Genomic DNA, 21,632 nt, shown 5'->3' on the forward strand with positions numbered 1-21,632 from the left:
AAATTCTCGATTGCAAGTCGCGTGGCGGGCGTGTGTTGGGGCGGTTCGTGATTTGGGTGGTTTTTGGTGAAAAGGGACTGAGGCTTGAGACCTGAGGCCTGGGGATTGGGGGCTGCGGCTTGGAGGCGGATTCCGAGCGTGGCGTGCTCTGATTGTTTGGGCGCTGGGCATGGGTGGATTGGCCTCCATTGATGCACACTTGCTCCGCGCTCGCGCCTTTGGGGGGCGCATTTCGCGGCGCGCTATGCAATGGGGCTGGTCAATCGGGCCAGAGATTGCCGGCGAGGAGTTCGATGGAGTTTGCGGCGGGGTCGCGGAAGTAGAGGGACTTGGCGCCGGTGGGCCAGGTGGTTTCGCGCTCGATGGGGACGGCGTGGGCGGCGAGGTGGGTTCGCCAGGCATCGAGGTCAATGTCCTTTGGTAATGTGACGAAGACGTATGTGCACATATAGCTTCACAGTGAATATACGAGAGAACTCGAATAGGAGGCGAGCCCGGTCCTCGCTTGCGCTTCGGGCTGGTGTGGGCGGCGCTGCCATGTCATATGGTACGGGGGACCGGTTGAACGGCGAATGCGATTCTTCAATCAATGAACGATCGACGGCGGCGTTAGCGGCGGGCGAGCCCGCCGGCTAAATGGGATGGCAGGATCGTTCACTCAATTGGGAACCGCTCTATGGCAGATTGCGCGTTTATGCAGCGTTGTATATCAGGAAATGTTCCTTGCGATTCACGTCCGGCAGAGGCGCCGGACGCTACGCAGATGCGCAGGCCGCTTTAGCCGCGGGTGGTGACGAATTCGCCGGCGCGGCTGTCGGGGTGCCAGCGGGAGAGGATCATGCGCTGCTGGGTGTAGAAGGCGATGCCTTCGCGGCCCTGCATGTGGAGGTCGCCGAAGAAGCTGCCTTTGACGCCGGTGAAGGCGAACATGGCCATGGGGGCGGGGACGCCGACGTTGACGCCGATCATGCCTGCGCCGGCGCGGTGCTTGAACTCGCGGGCGACGTGGCCGTCACGGGTGTAGATGACGGCACCGTTGCCGAAGGGGCTCTGGTTGGTAAGGGCGATGGCCTCGTCGAGCGTTGCCGCGCGGCTGACACTGAGGACCGGGCCGAAGAGCTCGGCCTGGGAGACGTGCATCTTCGGGGCGACGTGGTCGAAGATGGTCGGGCCGAGGTAGTAGCCCCCTGCCGCGCCTTCGACCTTCACGCCGCGGCCGTCGCGGGCGAGCTTGGCGCCTTCCTTGACGCCCTTGTCGATGTTTGTGAGCAGGCTGTCTAAATGCTGGCGGGTGACGACGGGGCCCATCTGGGCGTCGGAGGCGACGTCGGTGCGGCCGACCTTGAGCCTGGTTGCGGCGGCGGAGAGCCTTTCGACCAGCGGGTCGCCGGCGGAACCGATGGCGACGGCGAGGCTGCCTGCCATGCAGCGCTGGCCGGAGCAGCCGAAGGCGGAGGACTGGAGGGCGGAGACGGCCTTGTCCATGTCGGCGTCGGGCATGACGAGGATGTGGTTCTTCGCGCCGCCGTTGGCCTGACAGCGTTTGCCGTGCTTGGTGGAGGTTTCGTAGATGAGCTTGGCGATGGGGGTGGAGCCGACAAAGCTGACGGCCTGGACGTGGGGATGGGTCAGCAGGGCATCGACCGCCTCGCGATCGCCGTGGACGACGTTAAAAACGCCCTTGGGGAGGCCGGCCTCGACGAGGAGCTCTGCCATGCGCATGGCACTGAGCGGGACCTTTTCGCTGGGCTTGAGGATGAAGGTGTTGCCGCAGGTGATGGCGATGGGGAACATCCACAGGGGGACCATGAAGGGGAAGTTGAACGGGGTGATGCCGACGCAGACGCCGAGGGGGTGGTGATAGGTTTCGCAGTCGACGTCGACGGCGATGTTATGAAAAGTGTCGCCCATGGTGAGGGTGGGGATGCCGCAGGCGAACTCGACCATCTCGATACCGCGGCGGATGGAGCCGACGGCCTCTTCATGGGTCTTGCCGTGTTCGTAGGAAATGGTGCGGGCGAGGGAGTCGGCGTTCTTCTCCAGGAGCGCGACGAGGCGGAACATGACGCGGGCGCGTTCGACCGCGGGGGTGTCGCGCCAGGCGGGGAAGGCGGCGTGGGCGACGTCGATGACGCGATTGACCTCGTCGGCGGTGCAGAACGGCACTTCGGCGATCTGCTCGCCGATGGAGGGGTTGTAGACGGGGCCGGTGCGGGTGGCCTTGGACTCGACGAATTCACCTCCGACGAAGAGGCGGACCTTCTGGCCCTTGGCGGGAACGGCGGTTGCGGTGGACATGTTGCTTACTCCCAATGAGAAATCTAATCCAACCATGATAAAGCGGCTGCCATACCGGCGAAAGCCTGACGTCGGCGGACACGGGTTGACGGTCGGCCATCGGAAGCCCACCGAGGGTTTGATAAATTCCCTTGCACGCGAAGTTATGGTAAAAAGCGGGCTTATTACTTGTTCCGGAGGTATCCATGCCACGCATCATTCGAGGCGGTTTGATTCAGGCGACGCTGTCGGAACCGGGGAACTCCCCTATTGAGAAGATCAAGAAGTCGATGATCGACAAGCACGTCGCGCTCATCGAGCAGGCGGCGAGCAAGGGGGCGCAGGTCGTCTGTCTGCAGGAGCTTTTTTACGGCCCGTACTTTTGCTGCGACCAGGATACGAAGTGGTACAGCATGGTGGAGAAGATTCCCGACGGGCCGACGACGAAGCTGATGTGCGACCTGGCGAAGCGGCTGAAGATGGTGCTGGTCGTGCCGATGTACGAGGAGGATATTCCGGGGGTTTATTACAACTCTGCGTCGGTGATCAACGCGGACGGGCAGTATCTGGGCAAGTATCGCAAGATGCATATCCCGCATGTCGCGCCGGGGTTCTGGGAGAAGTTTTTCTTCCGGCCGGGGAACCTGGGGTATCCGGTGTTTGATACGGCGGTGGGCAAGGTGGGCGTCTATATCTGTTATGACCGGCACTTTCCCGATGGGGCGCGGTGTCTGGGGCTGAACGGCGCGGAGATTGTGTTCAACCCTTCGGCGACGGTAGCGGGCTTGAGCGAGTATCTGTGGAAGCTGGAGCAGCCGGCGCACGCGGTGGCGAATCAGTACTTTGTCGGGGCGATCAATCGGCCGGGGGTTGAGGAGCCGTGGCGGATGGGCGAGTTTTACGGGCAGAGCTACTTCTGCGATCCGCGCGGGCAGATCGTCGCACAGGGGAGCCGGCTGGAGGACGACGTGGTGGTGGCGGATTTGAACCTGGACATGATCCGCGAGGTGCGGAATACATGGCAATTCTTCCGCGATCGGCGACCGGAGAGCTATGGGGAGATTGTGAGGCTGTAGTGCCGGGTACCCAGCGCATCACGATGGTTGATGACGCAATGGCCGAGGTGCTGCGCCGAAAAAGCGGGCAGGAGCGTCTGCAAATCGCTTTCGGCCTTTACTCGTCCGCGCGGCGGATGCTGCTCTCACATCTTCGCACGCAACACCCTGAATGGGACGAGGAGAGAATCAATTGCGAAGTGGCCCGGAGGATGAGCCATGGAGCAATCTGATCTGCTCCGGTTCGTCGTCGGCGTGCTCGATCGACATAAAATCCGCTATTTCGTGACCGGCTCCGTCGCGGGCATGTTCTATGGTGAGCCTCGTCTTACGAACGACATCGATATTGTCGTTCAACCGTTTCAAAACCAAATTCGCGGTTTTTGTGATTCATTCCCAGAAGGTGAGTATTATCTGAGCGAAGAAGCCGTCCGCGAGGCCATCACGGCGCGAGGGCAGTTCAACATCATTCACCCCGCCTCGGGTCTCAAGGTAGACGTGATCGTTGCCGCGGACACGCCGTTTAATGAGAGTCGCTTTTCGAGGTCAGTGCGAATAAAGCCCGGGCCCGAGTTTGAGGCGGTATTCGCGGCCGTTGAGGATGTCATCGTCAAGAAGCTGGAAGCGTATAAGACCGGCGAGTCAGAGAAGCACCTTCGCGATATTGCAAGCATGCTGAAAATCAGCGGCGAAAGTGTGGATCGAAGCTATATCACTTCGTGGGCTGTACGACTGGGTCTGGAGAGTCTTTGGAACGCCATTGAGTCTGGGAGCCGGCCTGCGTAATCTGTCCAGGTCGATATTGGGAGTCGAATGAGGCCTTACTGATGAGCGCTCCAAACTGAGTTGCATCTGTGGTATGATCTGCGTCCGCAGGGTCGATGGTGAGCCGCGGCGGGTCGGGCATTTCTGACAGGTCGACCGACGCCGAGAACTTTCAGGCAGAGGAGGCGTACACATGTACACGCGCCCTGCGGATCGACCGGACGACGGATTCGGAAAATGGTTCAATTCTCGACGGCGCGGCGCGCTTTGCACGGCGGGCGCGCTCCTTGTCTTCTTATCCTATTGCGAACAACGACTGTTGGCGGTTGAGGCCGCGGGCGAACTCGGCGGCGGGTGCGTTCCGGCATCGATCGTCGATTTTCCGGGTGATGTCTTCCCGTGCCTGGGGGAGACGATCGTACTTCAGGTGGTCGTGAACGGCGAGCAGCCCATCTCTTATGAGTGGCGGAAAAACAAGGTCACGATTCCCGATGCCACCGGCCCGACACTGACGATTGATTCGGTCGGGTACTCCGACGTGGGCGAGTACGACGTATTGGTGAGCAACGCCTGCGGGCAGGATCAGAGCGGCGTGCTGGCACTGGCCCTTCAGAGCGAAGAGGGCTGGCTGGAGAAGACGCCGCCGCCGGGGCCGCACCGATTTCACTCGATGGTCTATGACACGGGGCGTCAGCGCGTGGTTTGTTTTGGCGGAAGCGACGACGAGGGTCCGCATCGCGAGACGTGGGAGTGGGACGGCAGCGCGTGGCGGCTGGCTTCGATGTTCGGACCGTCGGCGCGGACGTCTACGGCGATGGCGTTCGACAGCCTGCGCGGCGTGACGGTGCTGTTCGGCGGTTCGGCGTCGGGGCAGAGCGGCGAGACCTGGGAATGGGACGGGGTGCAATGGCGGCTGCGCAGCACGCAGGGGCCGCCGCCACGGTCTCGGCACGCGATGGCGTTCGATGCGCAGCGCGGCGTGACGGTGCTTTTCGGCGGGATCGGCGGAACGATTTACGACGACACGTGGGAATGGAACGGAGTTTCCTGGCGGCCGATCACTGATGCGGGTCCGCCGGCGCGCTTTCGCCATGCGATGGCCTTCGACGACGTGACGGGGTCGATCGTCATGTTCGGCGGGGAGTCGTTCGGAGGAACTATTTTGAATGATACGTGGGTGCTTTCGGGCGAATCGTGGCAGCGGCGGACGATTCCCGGTCCGACTGCAAGGGCGCTTCACGCGATGGCGTACGACCCGGTGCGACGCGTGGTAATGCTGTATGGCGGCAGCTCGTCGGGAAGCACGCGGAGCGATACGTGGGAATACAAGCAAGGCGAGTGGGTGCAGCGATTTCCCACGGGACCGCGGGCGCTTGACGGGCACGGTCTTGCCTATGACGCGGCCAGGCAACGGATGGTGATGTTCGGGGGCGGCAACGGGACCGAGTACCTCGCGGAGACCTGGCTCTTCGATGACGCGACGTGGAGCAATGCGGGATTGCAATCGCCGCGTCCGCGGTCCGGGCATGCGATGGTCTTCGATGAGAACCGCGGGGTGACTGTGCTGCACGGCGGCAGGATGAGCTCGGGAGTCAGCCCAGAGACTTGGGAATACGACGGATCGACGTGGACCCTGCGAACAAGCCTGGGACTTCCATCGCGAAGGGGACACGCGATGGCGTACGACAGCGATCGTGGGGTTTGCGTTCAATTCGGCGGCATGAACTTCCTGGACCAGATCAACGGTGAGACGTGGGAGTGGAACGGGACGACGTGGACGCTCGCGGCGACGACGGGGCCGAGCCCGCGCATTGAACATCGCATGGTTTATGACTCTGCCCGCAAGGTGACGGTGCTCTTCGGCGGCAACGATCCGAACGTTCCATTTTCGAATCGAAACGATACGTGGGAATGGGACGGTTCAACGTGGACGCAGCGCAGCTTCGCGGGGACGGTGCCGACGGCCAGGAGCTTGTTCGGCATGGCGTACGACGCGGGCCGGGGCCGGACGGTGGTGTACGGCGGCATTGCGACGCAGATTTATTACGGGGACACGTGGGAGTACGACGGGAATGCGTGGGAACTGGTTACGCTGGCCGGGCCGGGGGTGCGCAGGTCTCAGGGTATGGCGTACGACCCAACGCACGGGCTGATTCTCATGTTCGGCGGCGGCGGAACGCAGGCGACGGACTCCTTCTGGACGTGGAACGGGGAGGAGTGGCAGCAGCGGTTCATGGAAGGTCCGGCGGCAGTGTTCGACGGCGCGATGACCTACGACACGGCGCGGGATTCGGCGGTGCTTTTCGGCGGCCAGGGGTCTTTTGCGCTCTCGGGGCGGACCTGGGATTTCGGATTCCGGGAAACGACCTTCTTCGAAGAGCCCGCATCGCGGCTGGTCTGCGCGGGGCGGAATGTCAGTTTCGTTGTTCAGGCGAATGGTCTTGCGCCGCTTACTTATCAGTGGCGAAAGGACGGCGAGCCGATTGACGGCGCGACGCAGCAGGTGCTGCAGGTGATGTCGACGACGGTAGACGACGCGGGGATGTACGACGCCGTGGTGACGAATCTCTGCGGGACGCCGGCGATTACGCGGCCCGCGACGCTGATCGTTTTTGAGACCGCTTCGGGCGACGGAAATGTGGACGGCGTGGCGAACGGGCTGGATATCTCACCTTTTATTTCCGCGCTGATGATGGGGGTGAGGCCGTCGGCGTGGTATTGTGCGCTGGACTTCGACGCCGACGGGGACGTGGGCGTGTCGGATATTGAACCATTTATCGAAGCATTGCTTGTTTCCAACTCGACGGTCCCTTAGCCTAGAACCATGATTCCACCGAGGGCTGTCTGCGCGAAGGGTGGCGTGGCGACTTCGGAGTGACACCTCAAGCCGACACTGCGCCGACCGCGCAAGTGCCCGGCGACGAAAATGGAGGCTGTGGAAGGCCTCCGAGGCGAGCATGGGTTCTGAGGCATTGCCGGCGCGCCGAGTGCGCGCGGGGGCGAACGCTGCATCCGCTGCGCGAGCAACGGTCTGGGACCAGCGGTTCCTCGCCGTGCTGGGGTGTTTCTTTCTATCGGGTTTTGCGGGCCTACTTTACGAGACGGCGTGGACGCGGCAGTTCGCGCTGGTGTTCGGCACGTCGGAGCTGGCGGTCGTCACGGTCCTGGCGGGGTACTTCGGCGGTCTTGCGCTCGGGGCGGCGCTGGCGGGGCGCTACATCGACCGAATCACGCGACCGATACTCACTTACGGGCTACTCGAACTGGGCATCGCTGTTTCGGCGATCGGGCTTCCTTATGCGATCGGCGCTTCGACTCGGCTGTATGTTTCGATATTCGGGGGCGCTGCCGATTCGATTGAAACGGGCGGGCTGGTGACTGCGGGGTTTTACCTCGTCTGCTCGTTTGTCATTCTGCTTGTGCCGACGGCGATGATGGGGGCGACGCTGCCGCTTTTGGCGCGCTATGCGGTGACGGACGAACGGCAGATCGGTCCGCGCGTGGGACTGCTGTATGCGGTGAACACGCTAGGGGCGGTGGCGGGCACGCTGGTGGCGGCGTTCATGCTGCTGCCTTCGATGGGCCTTGCGCGCACGATCTGGGTCGGCGTGGCGGCGAATCTGCTTGTGTTTCTTGTTGCGGCGTGGATGGCGAGGCAATCCACCGGGGCGACGATGCAGCGTCCATCACCGGTGAAGGTCAAACCGGGCGCTATCAGCGATAGTGAGCTGCCGCGGGCCAAGCTCATCCTGCCGATCATGCTGGTGTCGGGCGCTGCGTCGTTTTCATATGAGGTGTTGTGGACGCGGCTGCTCGGGCATGTGCTGGGGGCGAGCGTGTTCGCCTTTGCTACGATGCTGGCGAGTTTTCTGACGGGGATCGCGCTGGGGTCGGCCGCGGGGTCGCGGCTGGCGCGATCGCGCCGCGGGAGCATGATTGCCTTCGGCATCGTGCAGTTCTGCATTGCGACGGCCTCGCTTCTTAGCTACGCGCTGTTGGCGCAGTTACCTGACCTTGCGAGGACGACGGGGGCGGGTGTCCATGCGGGGCTGGCAGCGAACGCGGCGATCTGCGCGATGATCCTTCTGCCGGGGGCGTTTTTCATTGGGGCGACATTTCCGCTGGCGGTTCGCATCCTGGCGCGCGAGGCCGGTGACGCCGGGCCGTCGAGCGCGCGGGTTTATGCGTGGAACACCATCGGGGCGATTCTGGGATCGATCGCGAGCGGATTTCTGCTGCTGCCCATGCTTCACTTCGGCGGGACGATTGTGGCGACAGTCGCGGTGAATCTGGGCCTCATGGCGATAGTCGCCCTGCTGATGAAGCCGGTGGGCAGGCGGAGCCTGGCGGTGTGCGCGGCGGGCGTCGCGCTGCTTGTTTTTGTGCGCCCCGATGAGCCGTGGGATGTGCTGCGCAACTCGGCGCTGGGCCGCGACGCCGCCGGGGGCGAGGTGAGCTACTACGGCGTCGGGCGCAGTACGACGGTGCTGCTGGTTGATGACGGCCTCGGGTGGGACCTGCGCACGAGTGGACTGCCGGAGGCGAACATTCGGCGCAGGGGCGTGCCGCTGGGACGGGTGCTGATTCAGCAGTGGCAAAATGCGCTGCCGGTGCTGGCGCGGCCGAACGCCAGGACGATGATGTTCGTGGGGCTGGGCGGCGGGGTGGCGGTCGAGTCGGTGCCGAGTTCGATCGAGCGCATCGACGTGGTTGAGTTGGAGCCGGAGGTGATTGCCGCGAATCGCTTTGTCTCGGATCAACGGGCGATTGACCCGCTGGCGGATCCGCGCGTTCGACTGATGACCAACGATGCCCGAAACGCCCTGCTGCTTTCGGAGAGTCAGTATGACATCATCGTGTCGCAACCGTCACACCCGTGGACGGCGGGCGCGTCGCACCTGTACACGCGCGAGTTCATGTCGATGGTGCGGGACCGATTGGGGGCGGAGGGCGTGTTTCTGCAGTGGATGTCGCTTGCGTTTGTCGATGAGCCGCTTCTGCGGAGCCTGGTTGCGACGCTGAGCGATGTGTTTGCGCAGGTGGAGATGTATGCCCCCTATCCCGGGGCGGTGCTTTTCCTGGCGTCGTCCGGGCCTTTGCGGGCGTGGGAGAGCGCTTCGGCGGCGATTGCGGGGCGGCCGGGGGGCTTTGCGGCGGCGGGCATTGTTTGCGCCGAGGACGTGCTGGCGGCGTTGGAACTGGATGCGGATGCCGCACGGCTGTTTGCGGACGGGGCGATGCTCGTAACCGACGACTTCAATCTGCTTCAATTGCAATCGCGGAGACTGGAGAGCGAGCCGCGATCGAGCTGGCAGATCACCGATGCGGCGCTGGCGGCGTCGGACCCGGCGACGAACCCCGAGGGGCGATTCGATGCGGCTTATCTGGTGCGGAAGCTGATGACGCGGACGAACTCGCCGCGGGCGCTGCGCGTGGCGGAGTCGGTGAAAGACCCGGCGCTGCGGGCGCTGTGTCTGGGTCATGTGCGCGACTGGGAGGGGAAGACGGCGGAGTCGATCGCGCAGTTTGAGACGGTTTTGCGCGAGAGGCCGGATTTCGCGCCGGCGGTTTTTGGAAAGCTGCGTGCGCGATCGGCGGAGCTGCTGCGACGGCACCCGGCGGAGACGGCGCTGGCCGAGCGTCTCGGCGATCCTGCGCGGGCGGTGATCGACGGGTGGCAGGCGGGGTCCGGCGGATCGTGGCAGGCGCTGCGGGCGCTGGACGAGCGGCTGGCCCTTGCGGGGCCGACCGAGGACTGGTACGTCGATGCTCAGCGACTGCGGGCGCGGTGGCGGATTCAATCGGGGGAGCCGGCGCTTTGCCGCGAGGCGATGGGCATTCTGGACGCGTTCATTCCGCGTTTCGGGAGCGCGGATGACTTTCTGACGCGAGCGGATGCGTCGCTGGGGGCGGGCGAGGAACTCGGGGCGCTGGGGGCGCTGCACGAAGCGGCACAGATGCTTCGCAAGAACAGCGCGGGGACAGCGCTGGCCAAGAGGATCCAGAAGAAACTCGACGGACTTGCCCCGCACGTGCGCGCCAGCGAGGCGGGACGCCGCACCGTGGCGGCGATTTCGCTGATTCCGGGGATGACGCCGAGCCTGCCGAAGTTTTACGGGAAATAGCTACTCGGGATCGGCGGCGGACATGTCGTAGATCCACTTTTCGCCGGCGCGGTCGAAGCGGAGCAGCTCGTCGGACTTGAAGTAGAGGCCCATTTCGAAGGCCGCCGCCTCGGGGGAGTCGCTGCCGTGGATGAGGTTGAAGCTGTTGGAGAGGCCGAAGTCGCCGCGGATGGTGCCGGGCTCGGCCTTGGAGCCGAAGGTGGCGCCCATCATTTTGCGTGACACGGCGATGGCATTGACGGCCTGGAGGACCATGACGAGGACCGGGCTGCTGGTGATGTAGCTGACGAGCCGGGGGTAGAAGGGCTTCTCCTTGTGGACGGCGTAGTGCTTCTCGGCGAGTTCGCGGGGCACCTGCATCATCTTCATGGCGAGGATTTGAAAGCCCTTCTCCTCGAAGCGGGTGATGATGCGGCCGGTGAGACCGCGCTGGAGGGTGTCGGGCTTGAGAATGATCAGCGTCTTTTCCATGTTGCACGTCCTTGGGTGGGTTTGTTTTACCGTTTGATCTTTATTCCATCATCGGGCGCACGGGGCGCCGAAATCGTCATCAATCGAGACCCGTCGATCGGAGCCGCAAAGGCCCATTCCCGCAAAGACAATCTGAGGGAGACGGATGAGTCGCAGAGTTTAAGGCGCTGGGGCCTGGCTATCAACCTGCTCCTGGAGCGTGGCGGCGATCTGCCGGTGGCGCGGTGCGTCGGGCGAGCCCTGATCGGCGAGGATGTCGTGGAGGGTGGCGAGATAACGCAGCAGCGATTCGTCACAGGGAGAGAGCTCGTTGGCGATGCGAAGGGCGTCAAGGGCGGCGCGGTAATCTCCGGCGACGGCGCGTGCGATTCCGAGATTGAGGAATGCGTCGGCGTCGTCGGGCGTGATGGTGGTGACGGCCTCAAATGCGTAGGCGGCCTCGAGCGGCAAATCGAAGTCTACATAGGTGACGCCGAGATTGAACCAGGCGCTGGCGACATTGGGGCGAAGGCGGGTGAAGGCTTCCCAGGATGCGCGGGCCTCGTCGATGCGGCCCTCGCGTTGGGCGAGGCTGGCGAGATTGTAATGGGCGTTGGCGTGGCCGGGATCGCGGCGGATCACCTGGCGAAGCTGATGAGCGGACTCCTGAAAATCGGAGAGGCGATAGAGGACGACGGCGTAGTTGTAGCGCACTTCGGGGTCTTTGTCGTTCGCCTTTAAGACCTGTTCGTAGGCGTCGCGGGCCTCGAGGAATCTGCCCTGGGCGACGAGGACATCAGCCTTGGCGGCGAGGGCGGCATGGCCGGCGGGATTCCTTTTGAGGGCGTTATCGAAGTGTTCAAGGGCGGTGTTGAAATTTCCTTCGCGGGCGGCGAGCGCGCCTTTTGAATAAAGGCTGACGAAAGAGGCGTCCGCATCGTGGCGCAGTTCGACGGATGCCTCGTCCAACCGGCGGGCGACCTGATCGATGATCTGACCGAGGGCGGGACCACGAGGGCGGGGCTTCAGATTCGTCGTTCGATTTTGCGTATGGGAGCGGGCATCAGAAGGAGGAGCTTGCAGGCGCAACTCGCGTTTGGCGGGCGATGTTCTCTCGGCCAGGTGCACGAAACCGGGATCGTCGAGGACGTCGAGCCGCCCCACCGGAGATGGGCGCAACGTGGATTTCTCGGTCGCGGAGAGATAGAGCCATGCGCCGCCGACGAAGACGACGAAGATGCCGAGGCTGATGGGAATGAACGATCGGGGCGACATGCCGACCATCGTGCGACCGACACAGGCTTGTGTCAATTCGGTATCGCCGCGCCAAGGTTTGGATGGAACGGCGCGCGGGGGTGACGGGCGCTGGTGCGTCGACAAAGGTAAATTGTCCGATGTCGCGAACTTCGGTACGATCCGAGGATGGATCGCAGCGGATGAAGAAATCGATGAATATTCTGATCATCGGCGCGGGGCAGGTGGGCAGCCATACCGCGGAAGTGCTCACCGGTTCGGGCCATGACGTCACGATCGTCGATGTGGATGACGTCAAGCTGCAGACGGTGACGGACACACTTGACGTACGCACCCTGGAAGGGAACGGCACCAACGTCGACGTGCTTCGCGAGGCGGGGGTCCGTGAATCCGACCTTATCGTCGCGGCGACCAGCTCCGACGAGGTGAACATCGTCTCCGCCTCCATCGGCCGGGCCCTGGGGGCGAAGGCTTCGATCGCCCGGGTGCATCACAGCGCCTTCATCGGTCACGCCGAGCTGCGCTATGAAACGCATTTCGGCATTAACAAGCTGATTTGTCCGGAGTATTCGACGGCCAAGGCGATCGCGCGGTCGCTGCGGAGTCCGGCCGCGCTGGAGATCGAGGAGTTCACCGGCGGGCGCATCGAGATGCACGAATTCCCGGTGGCGGACACGGCGCCGGCGATCGACTGCACCTTGTCATCCATCGCGATGCCGCCGGGCACGCGGCTTTTGGGCGTATCGCGCGGGACCGACTTCATTGTCCCGGCTGCGGACACGGACATTCTTCGCGGCGATCGAGTCGTGCTCATCGGCGACAACGATGTGTTTGAGGATGCGCGCAAGCTATTCCGGGTGGAGAAGCCGGGCCGCAAGTCGGCGGTGCTGATGGGCGGCTCGGCGATGGCGGTGTGGCTTTGCAAGGCGCTGAAGAGCCGGGCGTGGTCGATACGGGTCTTTGAGGCGAATCGCGCGCGGGCGGAGGAACTTGCGGAGAAGCTTGAGGGGGTGACGGTTCTGAACGCCGATCCGACGGACAAGAGCGTGTTCGCCGAAGAGCGGATCGGCATGGCCGACGCATTTGTGGCGCTGCACGACGACGACGAGGACAACATTGTCGGGGCCGTGCTCGCCAAGGCGGGCGGCGTCAAGGAGGCGATCGCCGTGGTGCAGCGGCCGAGATACCTGGACCTTTTGTATCACATCGGCGTGGATCGATCTTACAGCCCGGGCATTTCGGCGGCGAAGGAGATCGCCGCGCAGATCGACAAGAGTCCCATCCGTCAGTTGGCCACGCTGGTGACGGGGCTGTCGACGGTGCTGGTTACGGTGGCGGCGGGCGCGGAGGGCTGCGAGAAAAATCTTCAGGAATTGCCGCTTGCACCGGCGTGGGTGGTCGGGGCCATTCGCCGAGGCGACCGGGTGTTCGTGCCGGGGGCGACGAACCAGATCGAGGCGGGTGACGTGCTTCTGGCAGTGGGCAAGGAATCGGATCAGGGCGTCCTGGAAGACATCTTCGTGAAGACCTGAATTCATGAATCACCGAATCATCATGCAATACGGCGGCGTCGTCATGGTTCTCGTCAGCGGGATCATGATTCTGGTCGCCGCGGGTGTTTACCTGATGGCGCTGATTCGGGGTTCGACGCTCGACGCCTTTGCGCATCAGGCGCTGTCGATTACAGGGCTGGGCGGGCTGCTGATCGGCGTGCCGACCTGGCTGCTCAATCGCGGCGGCTCGAAGTTTCTCTCTCGGAAAGAGGCGATGCTGCTGGTGGCGGGCACGTGGGTCGTCGGCGCGGCACTTGCGGGCATGCCTTATTACCTCTGGGCGAAGTGGAAGGCCACCGGGGTGAATCGCCACGTTTTCCAGCATTTCGTCAGTTGCTACTTCGAGGCGATGAGCGGCCTGACGACGACCGGCGCGACGGTGCTGAGCGACATCGAGTCCATGCCGCGTTCGCTATTAGTCTGGCGGGCGATCACGCACTGGCTGGGCGGGCTGGGCATCGTGGTTTTGTTCGTGGCCGTGCTGCCCGGGCTGGGGGTGGGCGGGAAGCGCATGTTCATGATTGAGGCGCCCGGCCCGGCGCCGGAGGGTCTTGTTCCGAAGATCCGCGAGACGGCGAAGAGCCTTTGGTACATCTATCTGGGATTGACGGCGGTGCAGGTGCTGGCGCTGCTGCCGTTCATGAGCCTTTACGAATCGATCTGTCATACATTCGCGACCCTGGCGACGGGTGGATTCAGCACGCGGAACGCCAGCATAGGGGCGTTTCACGATCAGCCGATGGTGGATGTGATCGTGGTGTTTTTCATGATTCTGGCGGGCGCGAATTTCGGGCTTTACTACCGGATCACCCACGGCGACTGGCGGAGCGTGCTTCGAGATCCTGAGCTCCGCCTTTATCTTCTGGTTCTCGCCGTATCCGCGGGCATCGTGTCATCGGTCGTTTACTTCGATCGTCAGCCCATCGAGCTTACGGACGGGACGGTTCTCGAAGCCACCGCGATTGAGGCCGCCCGGCAGGGTGTGGTGACGACGGTCTCCGTCCAGACGACGACCGGTTTTTGCACGAGCAATTACAACGGTTGGCCGTTTCTCGCGCAGGGGATGCTGGTGCTGCTCATGTTCATCGGAGGCTGTAGCGGCTCGACGGCCGGCGGGATCAAGGTCGTTCGCGTTTGGATCGCGTTCAAGGTGCTGATTTCCGAGATCGAGAAGATTTACCGCCCGGATGTGATCCGTCCGGTGCGGCTGGGGAAGGCGACGATGGACCCGGAGCTGAAGCTCGGGACGGTGTGCTATTTTCTCGGGTGCATTCTGATTTTCACGGCTGGCGCGGGAGCGGTGATGCTGCTCGAACAGCTCCGGCCGAACAGCCCCTGCGATTTTACGACGGCGGCGACGGCGAGCGCGGCGACGTTGTTCACGATCGGCCCGGGCCTGGCGAAGGTGGGCGCGATCGAAAATTATGGGTGGATGTCGGAGTGGAGCAAGGCGGTCTTGTGTGTGCTGATGGCGTTTGGGCGACTGGAGATTTTCGCGATCATCGTTCTGTTCACGCCGAGCTTCTGGAAGTCGGATTGATTGCAGGCGCCGGGTCTTGATCGACACAGATGGGAGCAGAATTTTTTGGTTTGTCAGATTAAGTCCATGTGAGTTTTTTTCGTCGAGTAACGCTCTGCCGCCCCATTCGGGGCTTAGAATTCTCGTTGCACGTTCTCCACGGGCTCGCGCCCGTGGCTACGATCTGTCGCCCCCTTCGGGGCTTCGATCCGGCGTTACATTCGGGAGATGATCCGGCGCTTCATTCGAGAGGCGATCCGCCTACCTTCGGGATGTGAACCGACACTTCGTTCGCGACGCGATCCGACAACGCCTTCGGAATGCGATCTGTCATTATGTTCGAGATGTAAATCTGACGCTCCTGTTGGGGTGGACGACACATGCTTTATTGGGCGGCGACTCACACACAAACGCAAGATTTCTTTTGAAGTTTGCGCGCCGACTTAGATTCGGTGGACCTTCGGCTTTCTGGATTCGGCGCATCGGTCGACGGACGCCTGCACTTCGGCAATGGCTTCGGAGGCGGTGCCCCATCCTTCGGTCTGAGTGTGGGTGCCTTCGAGTTGCTTGTAGGTGGCGAAGAAGTGCTCGATTTCCTTTAAGAAGTGCGGCGGCACGGCGGTCAGGTCGCGATACTCCGCGAACAGAGGATCGGTGTTGGGCACCGCAAACACTTTGTAGTCGTTGGCCCCCTTGTCTTTCATCTTGAAAAGCCCGATGACGCGGGCCTCGATCAGGCAGCCGGTGAATGTGGCTTCATTGACCATGACCAGGACATCCAGTGCATCGCCGTCCTCCGCGAGCGTCTGCGGGATGAAGCCGTAGTCCCCCGGATAGTGGCTGGAGGAATACAGGTAGCGATCGAGCCGGAACAGGCCGGTCTTCTTGTCCAATTCAAACTTGCTTCTTCGCCCCTTCGGAATCTCGATGATCGCATTGACCACCGCGGGGATGTTTGTTCCCGGAGAAACGTCAGAATAGTCCCGATGATTCATATTGAGTTCACCCGTGGCGCCGGCTGTTATCAATCCATGACCGAGAAGCGAGCCAAGTCCACTTCCTGGCCGAGAACGATGAGGATGTCGTCTTCGGTGAGGACATCGTCCGCCCCGGGCATGAAACGAAACTGCCCCGTCGAGGCGGATTTTGTCGCGAGGAGCAGCAGATTGTAACTCGACCTGATATTGGAATGACCGAGCGTGACGCCGACCAACTTCGGGGGCATTTTCAATTCCATAATTCGGTAGTCTTCGGCGAATGGGAAGTAATCCAGCAGGGTCGGATAGGCGATGCGGCGCGCCGTTCGCTCGGCGGTTTCCTTTTCGGGGAAAATCAGATCGTGGGCGCCGACGGCCTTGAGAATGAGGGCGTGGTCCTCGTTGACCGCCTTGGTGCGGATGCGTTTGACGCCGATCTGGCTGAGGTGCAGGGTGCAGAGGATGCTGGCCTCCATGCTTTCGCCGAGACTGACGACGGCCTCATCGATGGAGGAGGAGACGACGGATTGCAGAACTTCCATCTCCCGGGCATCGCCGATGAGCACGCGATGCACGTCGTCGCGCAGCTCGGCCACGCGCGCCTCGTTGCTGTCGATGGCGAGGACTTCGCAGTGCAACTCGGTGAGCACCCGGGCAAGATTCGTGCCGAACTGACCCAATCCGATGACGGCGACTTGTCGCATATTGAATCTTCCTATCCGATCATGATGCGTTCTTCGGGATAGCGAATCGCGCCGGGATCACGCGGCAGAAGCGCCAATGCGGCAGTCAGCGGACCGACGCGACCGATGAACATCGTGAGTATGATCCACGCTTTTCCGGCCATCGACAACTTCGCGGTGATTCCGGCGGAGAGGCCGACGGTGGCGAAGGCGGATATCTGCTCGAAAACCAGTTCCTCGAAACGGACGCCCGGCGTACCGGCCTCGGAAAGGGACAGATACATGCACCCGATCAGATTCCAGAGAACGGACAGGCCGATGACCAGCGTGACTTTCGCGGTGACCTCATTGGAAACGCGACGCCCGAACAGCACCACTTCCTTGCTTCCCCTGAGTCTGGCGCGCACTTCGGCGAGATAAACCGCGGCGGAGGTCGTCTTGATGCCGCCTGCGCAGGAAGCCGGCGAGCCGCCCACGAACATCAGGAGTATCAGAAACAGCAGGGCGGCGACCGGAACCCTTGCGATGTCGATGCTGTTGAATCCGGCGGTGCGCGCGGTGACGGACTGAAAGACGGCGGTGAGCATGCGCTGGAACACCGAATCCGACCGGTCGCCGAGACCGACACAAAAGAGGCTCACGGCTCCGCCGAGAATCAGAATCGCGCTGGTGGTCAGGACGACTCTGGAGTGGAGGGTCCAATTCACGGAATCAGTTCTTTCGCCGGTGATTTGGCAACGAAGGCGGCGCAGGGACTCCAGCAATACCGTGTGGCCCAGGCCGCCGCAGACAATGAGGCAAATAACGACGCAGAGGATCCACGGGTGCTGCTTAAAGGGCATCAGGTTGTCAGAGTAGATGGAGAAGCCGGCGTTGCAGAAGGCGGAGATGGAGTGAAAGGCCGCCGAGAAGAGGGCGGGCTCCGGTTTGTGCTCGAATCTCAACTGGGCGTAGATCAGCAACATGCCGATCGTTTCGATCACGAAGGTGAGGGCGATGATCCGCTTCAGGTCGCGGCGCACGGAGGATGCGGCGTCGCCCTGCCAGAAGGTATCCGCGATGAGGGCCTGTGAACGAAATGACATGCGGCGACCGAGGAACTGCGAGGCGAGGGCGGCGAAGGTCATGATGCCGAGGCCGCCAAGCTGGATGAGTATCAAAATGACGACCTGACCAAATCGCGAGTAAGCCTTTCCCGTATCAACCACGGTCAGCCCAGTGACGCAGACCGCCGAGGTCGAGGTGAAGAGCCCCTCCATGATGTCGATGTCTTCGTCGCCCGCGGAGATGGGCAGCGTGAGCAGGATGGCGCCGATGATGATGAGGAAGATGAACGAGCCGACCAGGACGCTTTCCGGGCGTTCAAAGAAGAGAGATTCCGGTCGGTACTTCCGCGCCATTAGTTCAAGTGCCTGGTCGTCGGACAGCGCGGGATCATGCGGGCCCAAAGGCCGCCACACAACCTGCGCCGCTTCGCTTTACGAGGGTCGGCGATCGAAGCGGGGATATATACAGGCAGGAACAGTCCCACGCCAGTCCCGTGGAAACGGCCGCAAGGGACAACTCCGCGGATACGCGGCCCCTTATACATTAAATCGGAAATTGATGATGTCGCCGTCTTTTACGATGTAGTGCTTGGGCTCGAGGCGGACCTTGTTGGCGGACTTTGCGCCGCGCATGTCGCCGGCGGCCTTGAGATCGTCGAAGGCGACGGTCTCGGCACGAATGAAGCCCCGCTGGATGTCGCTGTGAATCTTGCCGGCGGCCTCGACGGCCTCGGTGTCCTTGAAAATGGTCCAGGCGCGAACTTCGTCTTCACCGCAAGTCAGAAAGGAGACCAGACCGACGGCTTCGTAGCAGGTACGGATGAGCCTCATTCTGGCGGGCTCGGTGAGGCCGAGGTCGGCAAGAAAGGTGGGACGGTCGGCCTCTTCCAATTGGGAGATCTCGGCCTCGATCTCGGCCGCGAGGGCAATCGTGGCGGCCGAGTGGTCGTGGGTGAAAGGCGGCGGCTTGCTAATGGCATCTTCTCCGACGTTGACGACGACGATGACCGGCTTGAGGGTGAGAAAGCCGAAGCTGCCGGCGATGCCGCGCTCTTCGTCGTTTTGGATGGCGCCGGAGACGGGGTGTTCTTTCTCCAGGGCATCCTTGACGCGCTGCATCATGGCCAGTTCGCGGAGCTCGGCGTCGCGGGTCTTGGTCGGCTTCTGGGTGGACTTTTCAAGTTTCTCGATTCGATTCATGACCTGTTCGAGGTCGGCGAAGATCAATTCGGCGTGGAGCTCCTCCACGTCCGCCTTTGGATCGATGCGATCGCGGTAGGTCACGACGCTGTCGGACGCGAATCCGCGAACGACCATGACGATGCCGTCGCAGCGACGGACTGAATTCATCGTCTTGCGAAACTCCTGCGGGCCGTCGCTGCCGGCCAGAGAGACGCCGGGGATGTCGACGAACTCGAGGTGCGCCGGGGTGTACTTCTTGGGCTTGTAGATTTCGGCGAGGTAGTCGAGCCTCGGATCGGGCACGCTGACCGTGGCGATCTGCTCGAGCCTTGCGTGGGCCGCGTCCAGGGGCTGGCCGGTGATCGCGGAGAACAAGGTGGACTTGCCCGACTGGGGCGGGCCGATGATGGCGAATTTCATGAGTCGTTTGATTCCCGGTGAGTGATTTACACAGTGAGGAGGGAGAGTGTAATTCTGGGCGCGGAGGAAGTCGAGCGACGAAGGGCCGGCGGCCTTGAAGCGGACGAAGCGCGTCAGATGTACTCGGCGAATTCGTGTTCCCGGCGTCTGAACCAGTGCCAGCCGACCACGAAGAGCAGGAGGGAGACCACCGCCGCATTCCAGAAGGCCCAGTCGCCGGGCCAGCGGCCGAAGAGGAGGCAATCGCGGTAGGCTCGAATGATCGGGGTCATGGGGTTCAAGTGGATGAGGGCGCGCTTCCAGCCGGTCGCGGAATCGAGCTGGTAGACAACGCAGGTGACGAACATCCAGAGCTGAACGACGGCGCGGAAGAGAAAGTTTACGTCGCGATAGAAGAGATTCGCCATCGACAGGATCATCGCCATGCCGGCCATGAAAAGGATCTGCACGCCGACGACGACGGGCAGGAAGAGGATCGAGGGGTGAAGCTCGTAGCTCCAGCCCTGATGCTGAAAATGAAAGCCGATCCCGAGGACGACCAGCAGGGCCGACGACACCAGGAAGTCGATGAAGGAGCTGATCAGGCAGGAGAGGGGAAACACCTCGCGCGGGAAGTAGATTTTGGTCACGAGCTGCCGATTGGCGACGAGCGAGATCGTGGCGCTGCTCAGGCTGTTGGAGAGGAACATCCACGGGACGAGTCCGCTGAAGGCGAACAGGGCGTAAGGGACGTTCGGGTGGCCGGTGAGTTTCTGCTGGTCGATGTCGGTGACGGAGCCGAAGACGAAGGTGAAGACGAGCATCATCATCAGCGGCGGAATGACGGCCCACGCGGCGCCGAGGATTGAATGCTTGTAGCGGACGCGGATGTCGCGCCAGGCGAGCATCCACATCAACTCGCGATATCGCCACAGGACGACGAGGCGCGAGGTTGAATGCTCGTGTCCCGTGGCGCCCTGGGCGGTCATGATGGTGGCCATCGACGTCATTGCGGGGTGAATCCTCTCCGAATGGCGAGTCGCTCGTACTGCGCGGCGAGGCGCGCGTGCGAGGCGGACAGGGAAAAGTCTGTGCAGGCGCGTTCGCGGGCAGTGCGGCCGAGGCGAGCGCGCAGCTTCGGGTCGGCGATGAGCAGATCGAGCGCATCGGCGAGCGAGTCCGCATCTGCCGGGGGCGCGAGCAGGCCGGTGACGCCGTGTTCGAGAACATCCGTTGTGCCGCCGGCTGATGTCGCGACGATGGGCAGGCCGCAGGCCATCGCCTCGAGCAGCGAGTTCGACATTCCCTCCCAGGTGGAAGGCTGGACGTAAATGTCGGCGGCGGATAGCCAGGGGAAGACGTTGTCCCGAGGACCGACGAAGGAGATCTGAACTTGTCCCGAGATAGCGGCGGCGCGGCGATGCAGCGCTCCGTCGCAAAAGTCGCGGCCGACGCAGACGAGGGAAAACGCTCGCCCGAGCGCGGCGAGCCGTTCGACGGACGCGAGCAACATATCATGGCCCTTGATGGGCTTGAGATTTCCGACGCAAAGGATGACAGGCCGATCGGTCAGCAGGCCCAGGGAGAGCTTGGCGCGCTGCGGATCGTCGCAGGGAACGAATCGGTCGAGGTCGACGCCGTTAGTTACCACGTCGAATCGGGAGCGATTCAAATCGAGCAGGTCGCAGATCATGTCGGCGGCGGCGCGGCTGACGGCCCAGCAGGCATCGCAGCGCTGCAGCGCCCCCGAATACACTCGACGCCGGAGCCGGCCCATGCGCGGCGGGTAGGTCTCGAAGCCGTGGAAGCTCATGGCCAGTCGGACGTTGCCGACGAGTTCGACCGCCTTCAATGCATCGAGGAGCATGGAGAAGCCGCGGACGTGCAGGACGTCGACGCGATGTGTCGCGAGGACATCGGCCAGGAGCGACGACAGATCGTTCGAATTCGCGGCGCTCAAACGGCGAACCGTCGTCGCGCCATCGGGAATGAGCGCGTCCAGTTCGCCCATCTCATCGCCTGTCACGATGACGTGATGAAATCGCGCCCTGGAAAGGCCGGCGACCGCGGCGAGCAGTTGCTTCTCCAACCCGCCCCGCTCCAGCCGCCATACGGGATGACAGACGGTCACGCGCCGGGAGTCGGCGCATGACCGCGAGGGCGCGACCGTGCCGCGCTCGTGACGCTCCGCGATGGCCGGGCGCTCTATTGATGATGAGAGACAGGTCGGCATGCCTGATCGGCGAAACTCCCCCACCGCTTGTGGTGGCTCGAATCGAAAAATAAGTGTCGACAACTCCAGTAGTTATCGGCCGATCGAGGGCCGCCGGTTCAAAGCGTCACGGGA

16 protein-coding genes are annotated in these 21,632 nt (G+C 62.8%); 6 read left to right on the forward strand and 10 right to left on the reverse strand.

Annotation, left to right across the window (positions count from 1 at the left end; genetic code table 11):
- Positions 1–259: 259 nt before the first annotated feature.
- Positions 260–448 (reverse strand): hypothetical protein, encoded by a 189-nt coding sequence (locus tag HS101_18600; protein ID MBE7508274.1) that lies wholly within the window; start codon positions 446–448, stop codon positions 260–262.
- A 329-nt stretch (positions 449–777) separates the two neighbouring features.
- A complete protein-coding gene (locus tag HS101_18605; protein MBE7508275.1) occupies positions 778–2,334 on the reverse strand; it encodes a CoA-acylating methylmalonate-semialdehyde dehydrogenase in 1,557 nt (518 codons plus the stop codon).
- Between the two features lie 149 nt (positions 2,335–2,483).
- On the opposite strand from HS101_18605, the gene HS101_18610 reads away from it, so the two are divergent.
- The 4 genes from HS101_18610 to HS101_18625 all read left to right on the forward strand — a co-directional run bounded on the left by HS101_18610 (position 2,484) and on the right by HS101_18625 (position 10,222).
- Positions 2,484–3,353, forward strand: a complete 870-nt coding sequence (locus HS101_18610; protein ID MBE7508276.1) for an acyltransferase — start codon at positions 2,484–2,486, stop codon at positions 3,351–3,353.
- A 198-nt stretch (positions 3,354–3,551) separates the two neighbouring features.
- Positions 3,552–4,118: a nucleotidyl transferase AbiEii/AbiGii toxin family protein gene (locus tag HS101_18615; protein MBE7508277.1), complete on the forward strand. Its 567-nt coding sequence runs from the start codon at positions 3,552–3,554 to the stop codon at positions 4,116–4,118.
- A gap of 172 nt (positions 4,119–4,290) precedes the next feature.
- On the forward strand, positions 4,291–6,912 hold the full coding sequence (locus HS101_18620; GenBank protein MBE7508278.1) for a hypothetical protein: 2,622 nt from the start codon (positions 4,291–4,293) through the stop codon (positions 6,910–6,912).
- 142 nt (positions 6,913–7,054) lie between these two features.
- On the forward strand, positions 7,055–10,222 hold the full coding sequence (locus tag HS101_18625) for a fused MFS/spermidine synthase (protein MBE7508279.1): 3,168 nt from the start codon (positions 7,055–7,057) through the stop codon (positions 10,220–10,222).
- On the opposite strand, the gene ndk is transcribed toward HS101_18625, so the two are convergent.
- Both ndk and HS101_18635 read right to left on the reverse strand, forming a co-directional pair.
- Positions 10,223–10,693: a nucleoside-diphosphate kinase gene (ndk, locus tag HS101_18630; GenBank protein MBE7508280.1), complete on the reverse strand. Its 471-nt coding sequence runs from the start codon at positions 10,691–10,693 to the stop codon at positions 10,223–10,225.
- Between the two features lie 159 nt (positions 10,694–10,852).
- Positions 10,853–11,947: a tetratricopeptide repeat protein gene (locus HS101_18635; protein ID MBE7508281.1), complete on the reverse strand. Its 1,095-nt coding sequence runs from the start codon at positions 11,945–11,947 to the stop codon at positions 10,853–10,855.
- A 161-nt stretch (positions 11,948–12,108) separates the two neighbouring features.
- Between HS101_18635 and trkA the strand changes: the two genes are divergently transcribed.
- Positions 12,109–13,458 carry a Trk system potassium transporter TrkA gene (gene trkA / locus HS101_18640; GenBank protein ID MBE7508282.1) on the forward strand — a complete coding sequence of 450 codons (1,350 nt, stop codon included), beginning with the start codon at positions 12,109–12,111 and terminating at the stop codon, positions 13,456–13,458.
- A gap of 4 nt (positions 13,459–13,462) precedes the next feature.
- A complete protein-coding gene (locus tag HS101_18645) occupies positions 13,463–15,019 on the forward strand; it encodes a TrkH family potassium uptake protein (protein MBE7508283.1) in 1,557 nt (518 codons plus the stop codon).
- Positions 15,020–15,441: 422 nt separating this feature from the next.
- Here HS101_18645 and HS101_18650 read toward each other — a convergent pair whose 3' ends face one another.
- From HS101_18650 to HS101_18675, 6 genes are all read right to left on the reverse strand, one after another.
- Positions 15,442–15,993, reverse strand: coding sequence for an inorganic diphosphatase (locus HS101_18650; GenBank protein ID MBE7508284.1), 552 nt, complete (start codon positions 15,991–15,993; stop codon positions 15,442–15,444).
- Between the two features lie 29 nt (positions 15,994–16,022).
- On the reverse strand, positions 16,023–16,679 hold the full coding sequence (locus tag HS101_18655; GenBank protein MBE7508285.1) for a TrkA family potassium uptake protein: 657 nt from the start codon (positions 16,677–16,679) through the stop codon (positions 16,023–16,025).
- Positions 16,680–16,690: 11 nt separating this feature from the next.
- Complete coding sequence (locus HS101_18660) at positions 16,691–18,058, reverse strand: ATPase (GenBank protein MBE7508286.1); 1,368 nt, start codon at positions 18,056–18,058, stop codon at positions 16,691–16,693.
- 183 nt (positions 18,059–18,241) lie between these two features.
- Positions 18,242–19,306: a redox-regulated ATPase YchF gene (gene ychF, locus HS101_18665; protein MBE7508287.1), complete on the reverse strand. Its 1,065-nt coding sequence runs from the start codon at positions 19,304–19,306 to the stop codon at positions 18,242–18,244.
- Between the two features lie 113 nt (positions 19,307–19,419).
- The gene (locus HS101_18670; GenBank protein MBE7508288.1) at positions 19,420–20,295 is read right to left on the reverse strand and encodes an ABC transporter permease; all 876 of its coding nucleotides are present in this window, start codon (positions 20,293–20,295) and stop codon (positions 19,420–19,422) included.
- Positions 20,292–21,518 carry a glycosyltransferase family 4 protein gene (locus HS101_18675; protein ID MBE7508289.1) on the reverse strand — a complete coding sequence of 409 codons (1,227 nt, stop codon included), beginning with the start codon at positions 21,516–21,518 and terminating at the stop codon, positions 20,292–20,294. Before HS101_18675 ends, HS101_18670 begins: the two co-directional genes overlap by 4 nt.
- Between the last annotated feature and the right edge of the window lie 114 nt (positions 21,519–21,632).

This window comes from Planctomycetia bacterium (assembly GCA_015075745.1).
Taxonomy (GTDB): domain Bacteria; phylum Planctomycetota; class Phycisphaerae; order UBA1845; family UTPLA1; genus UTPLA1.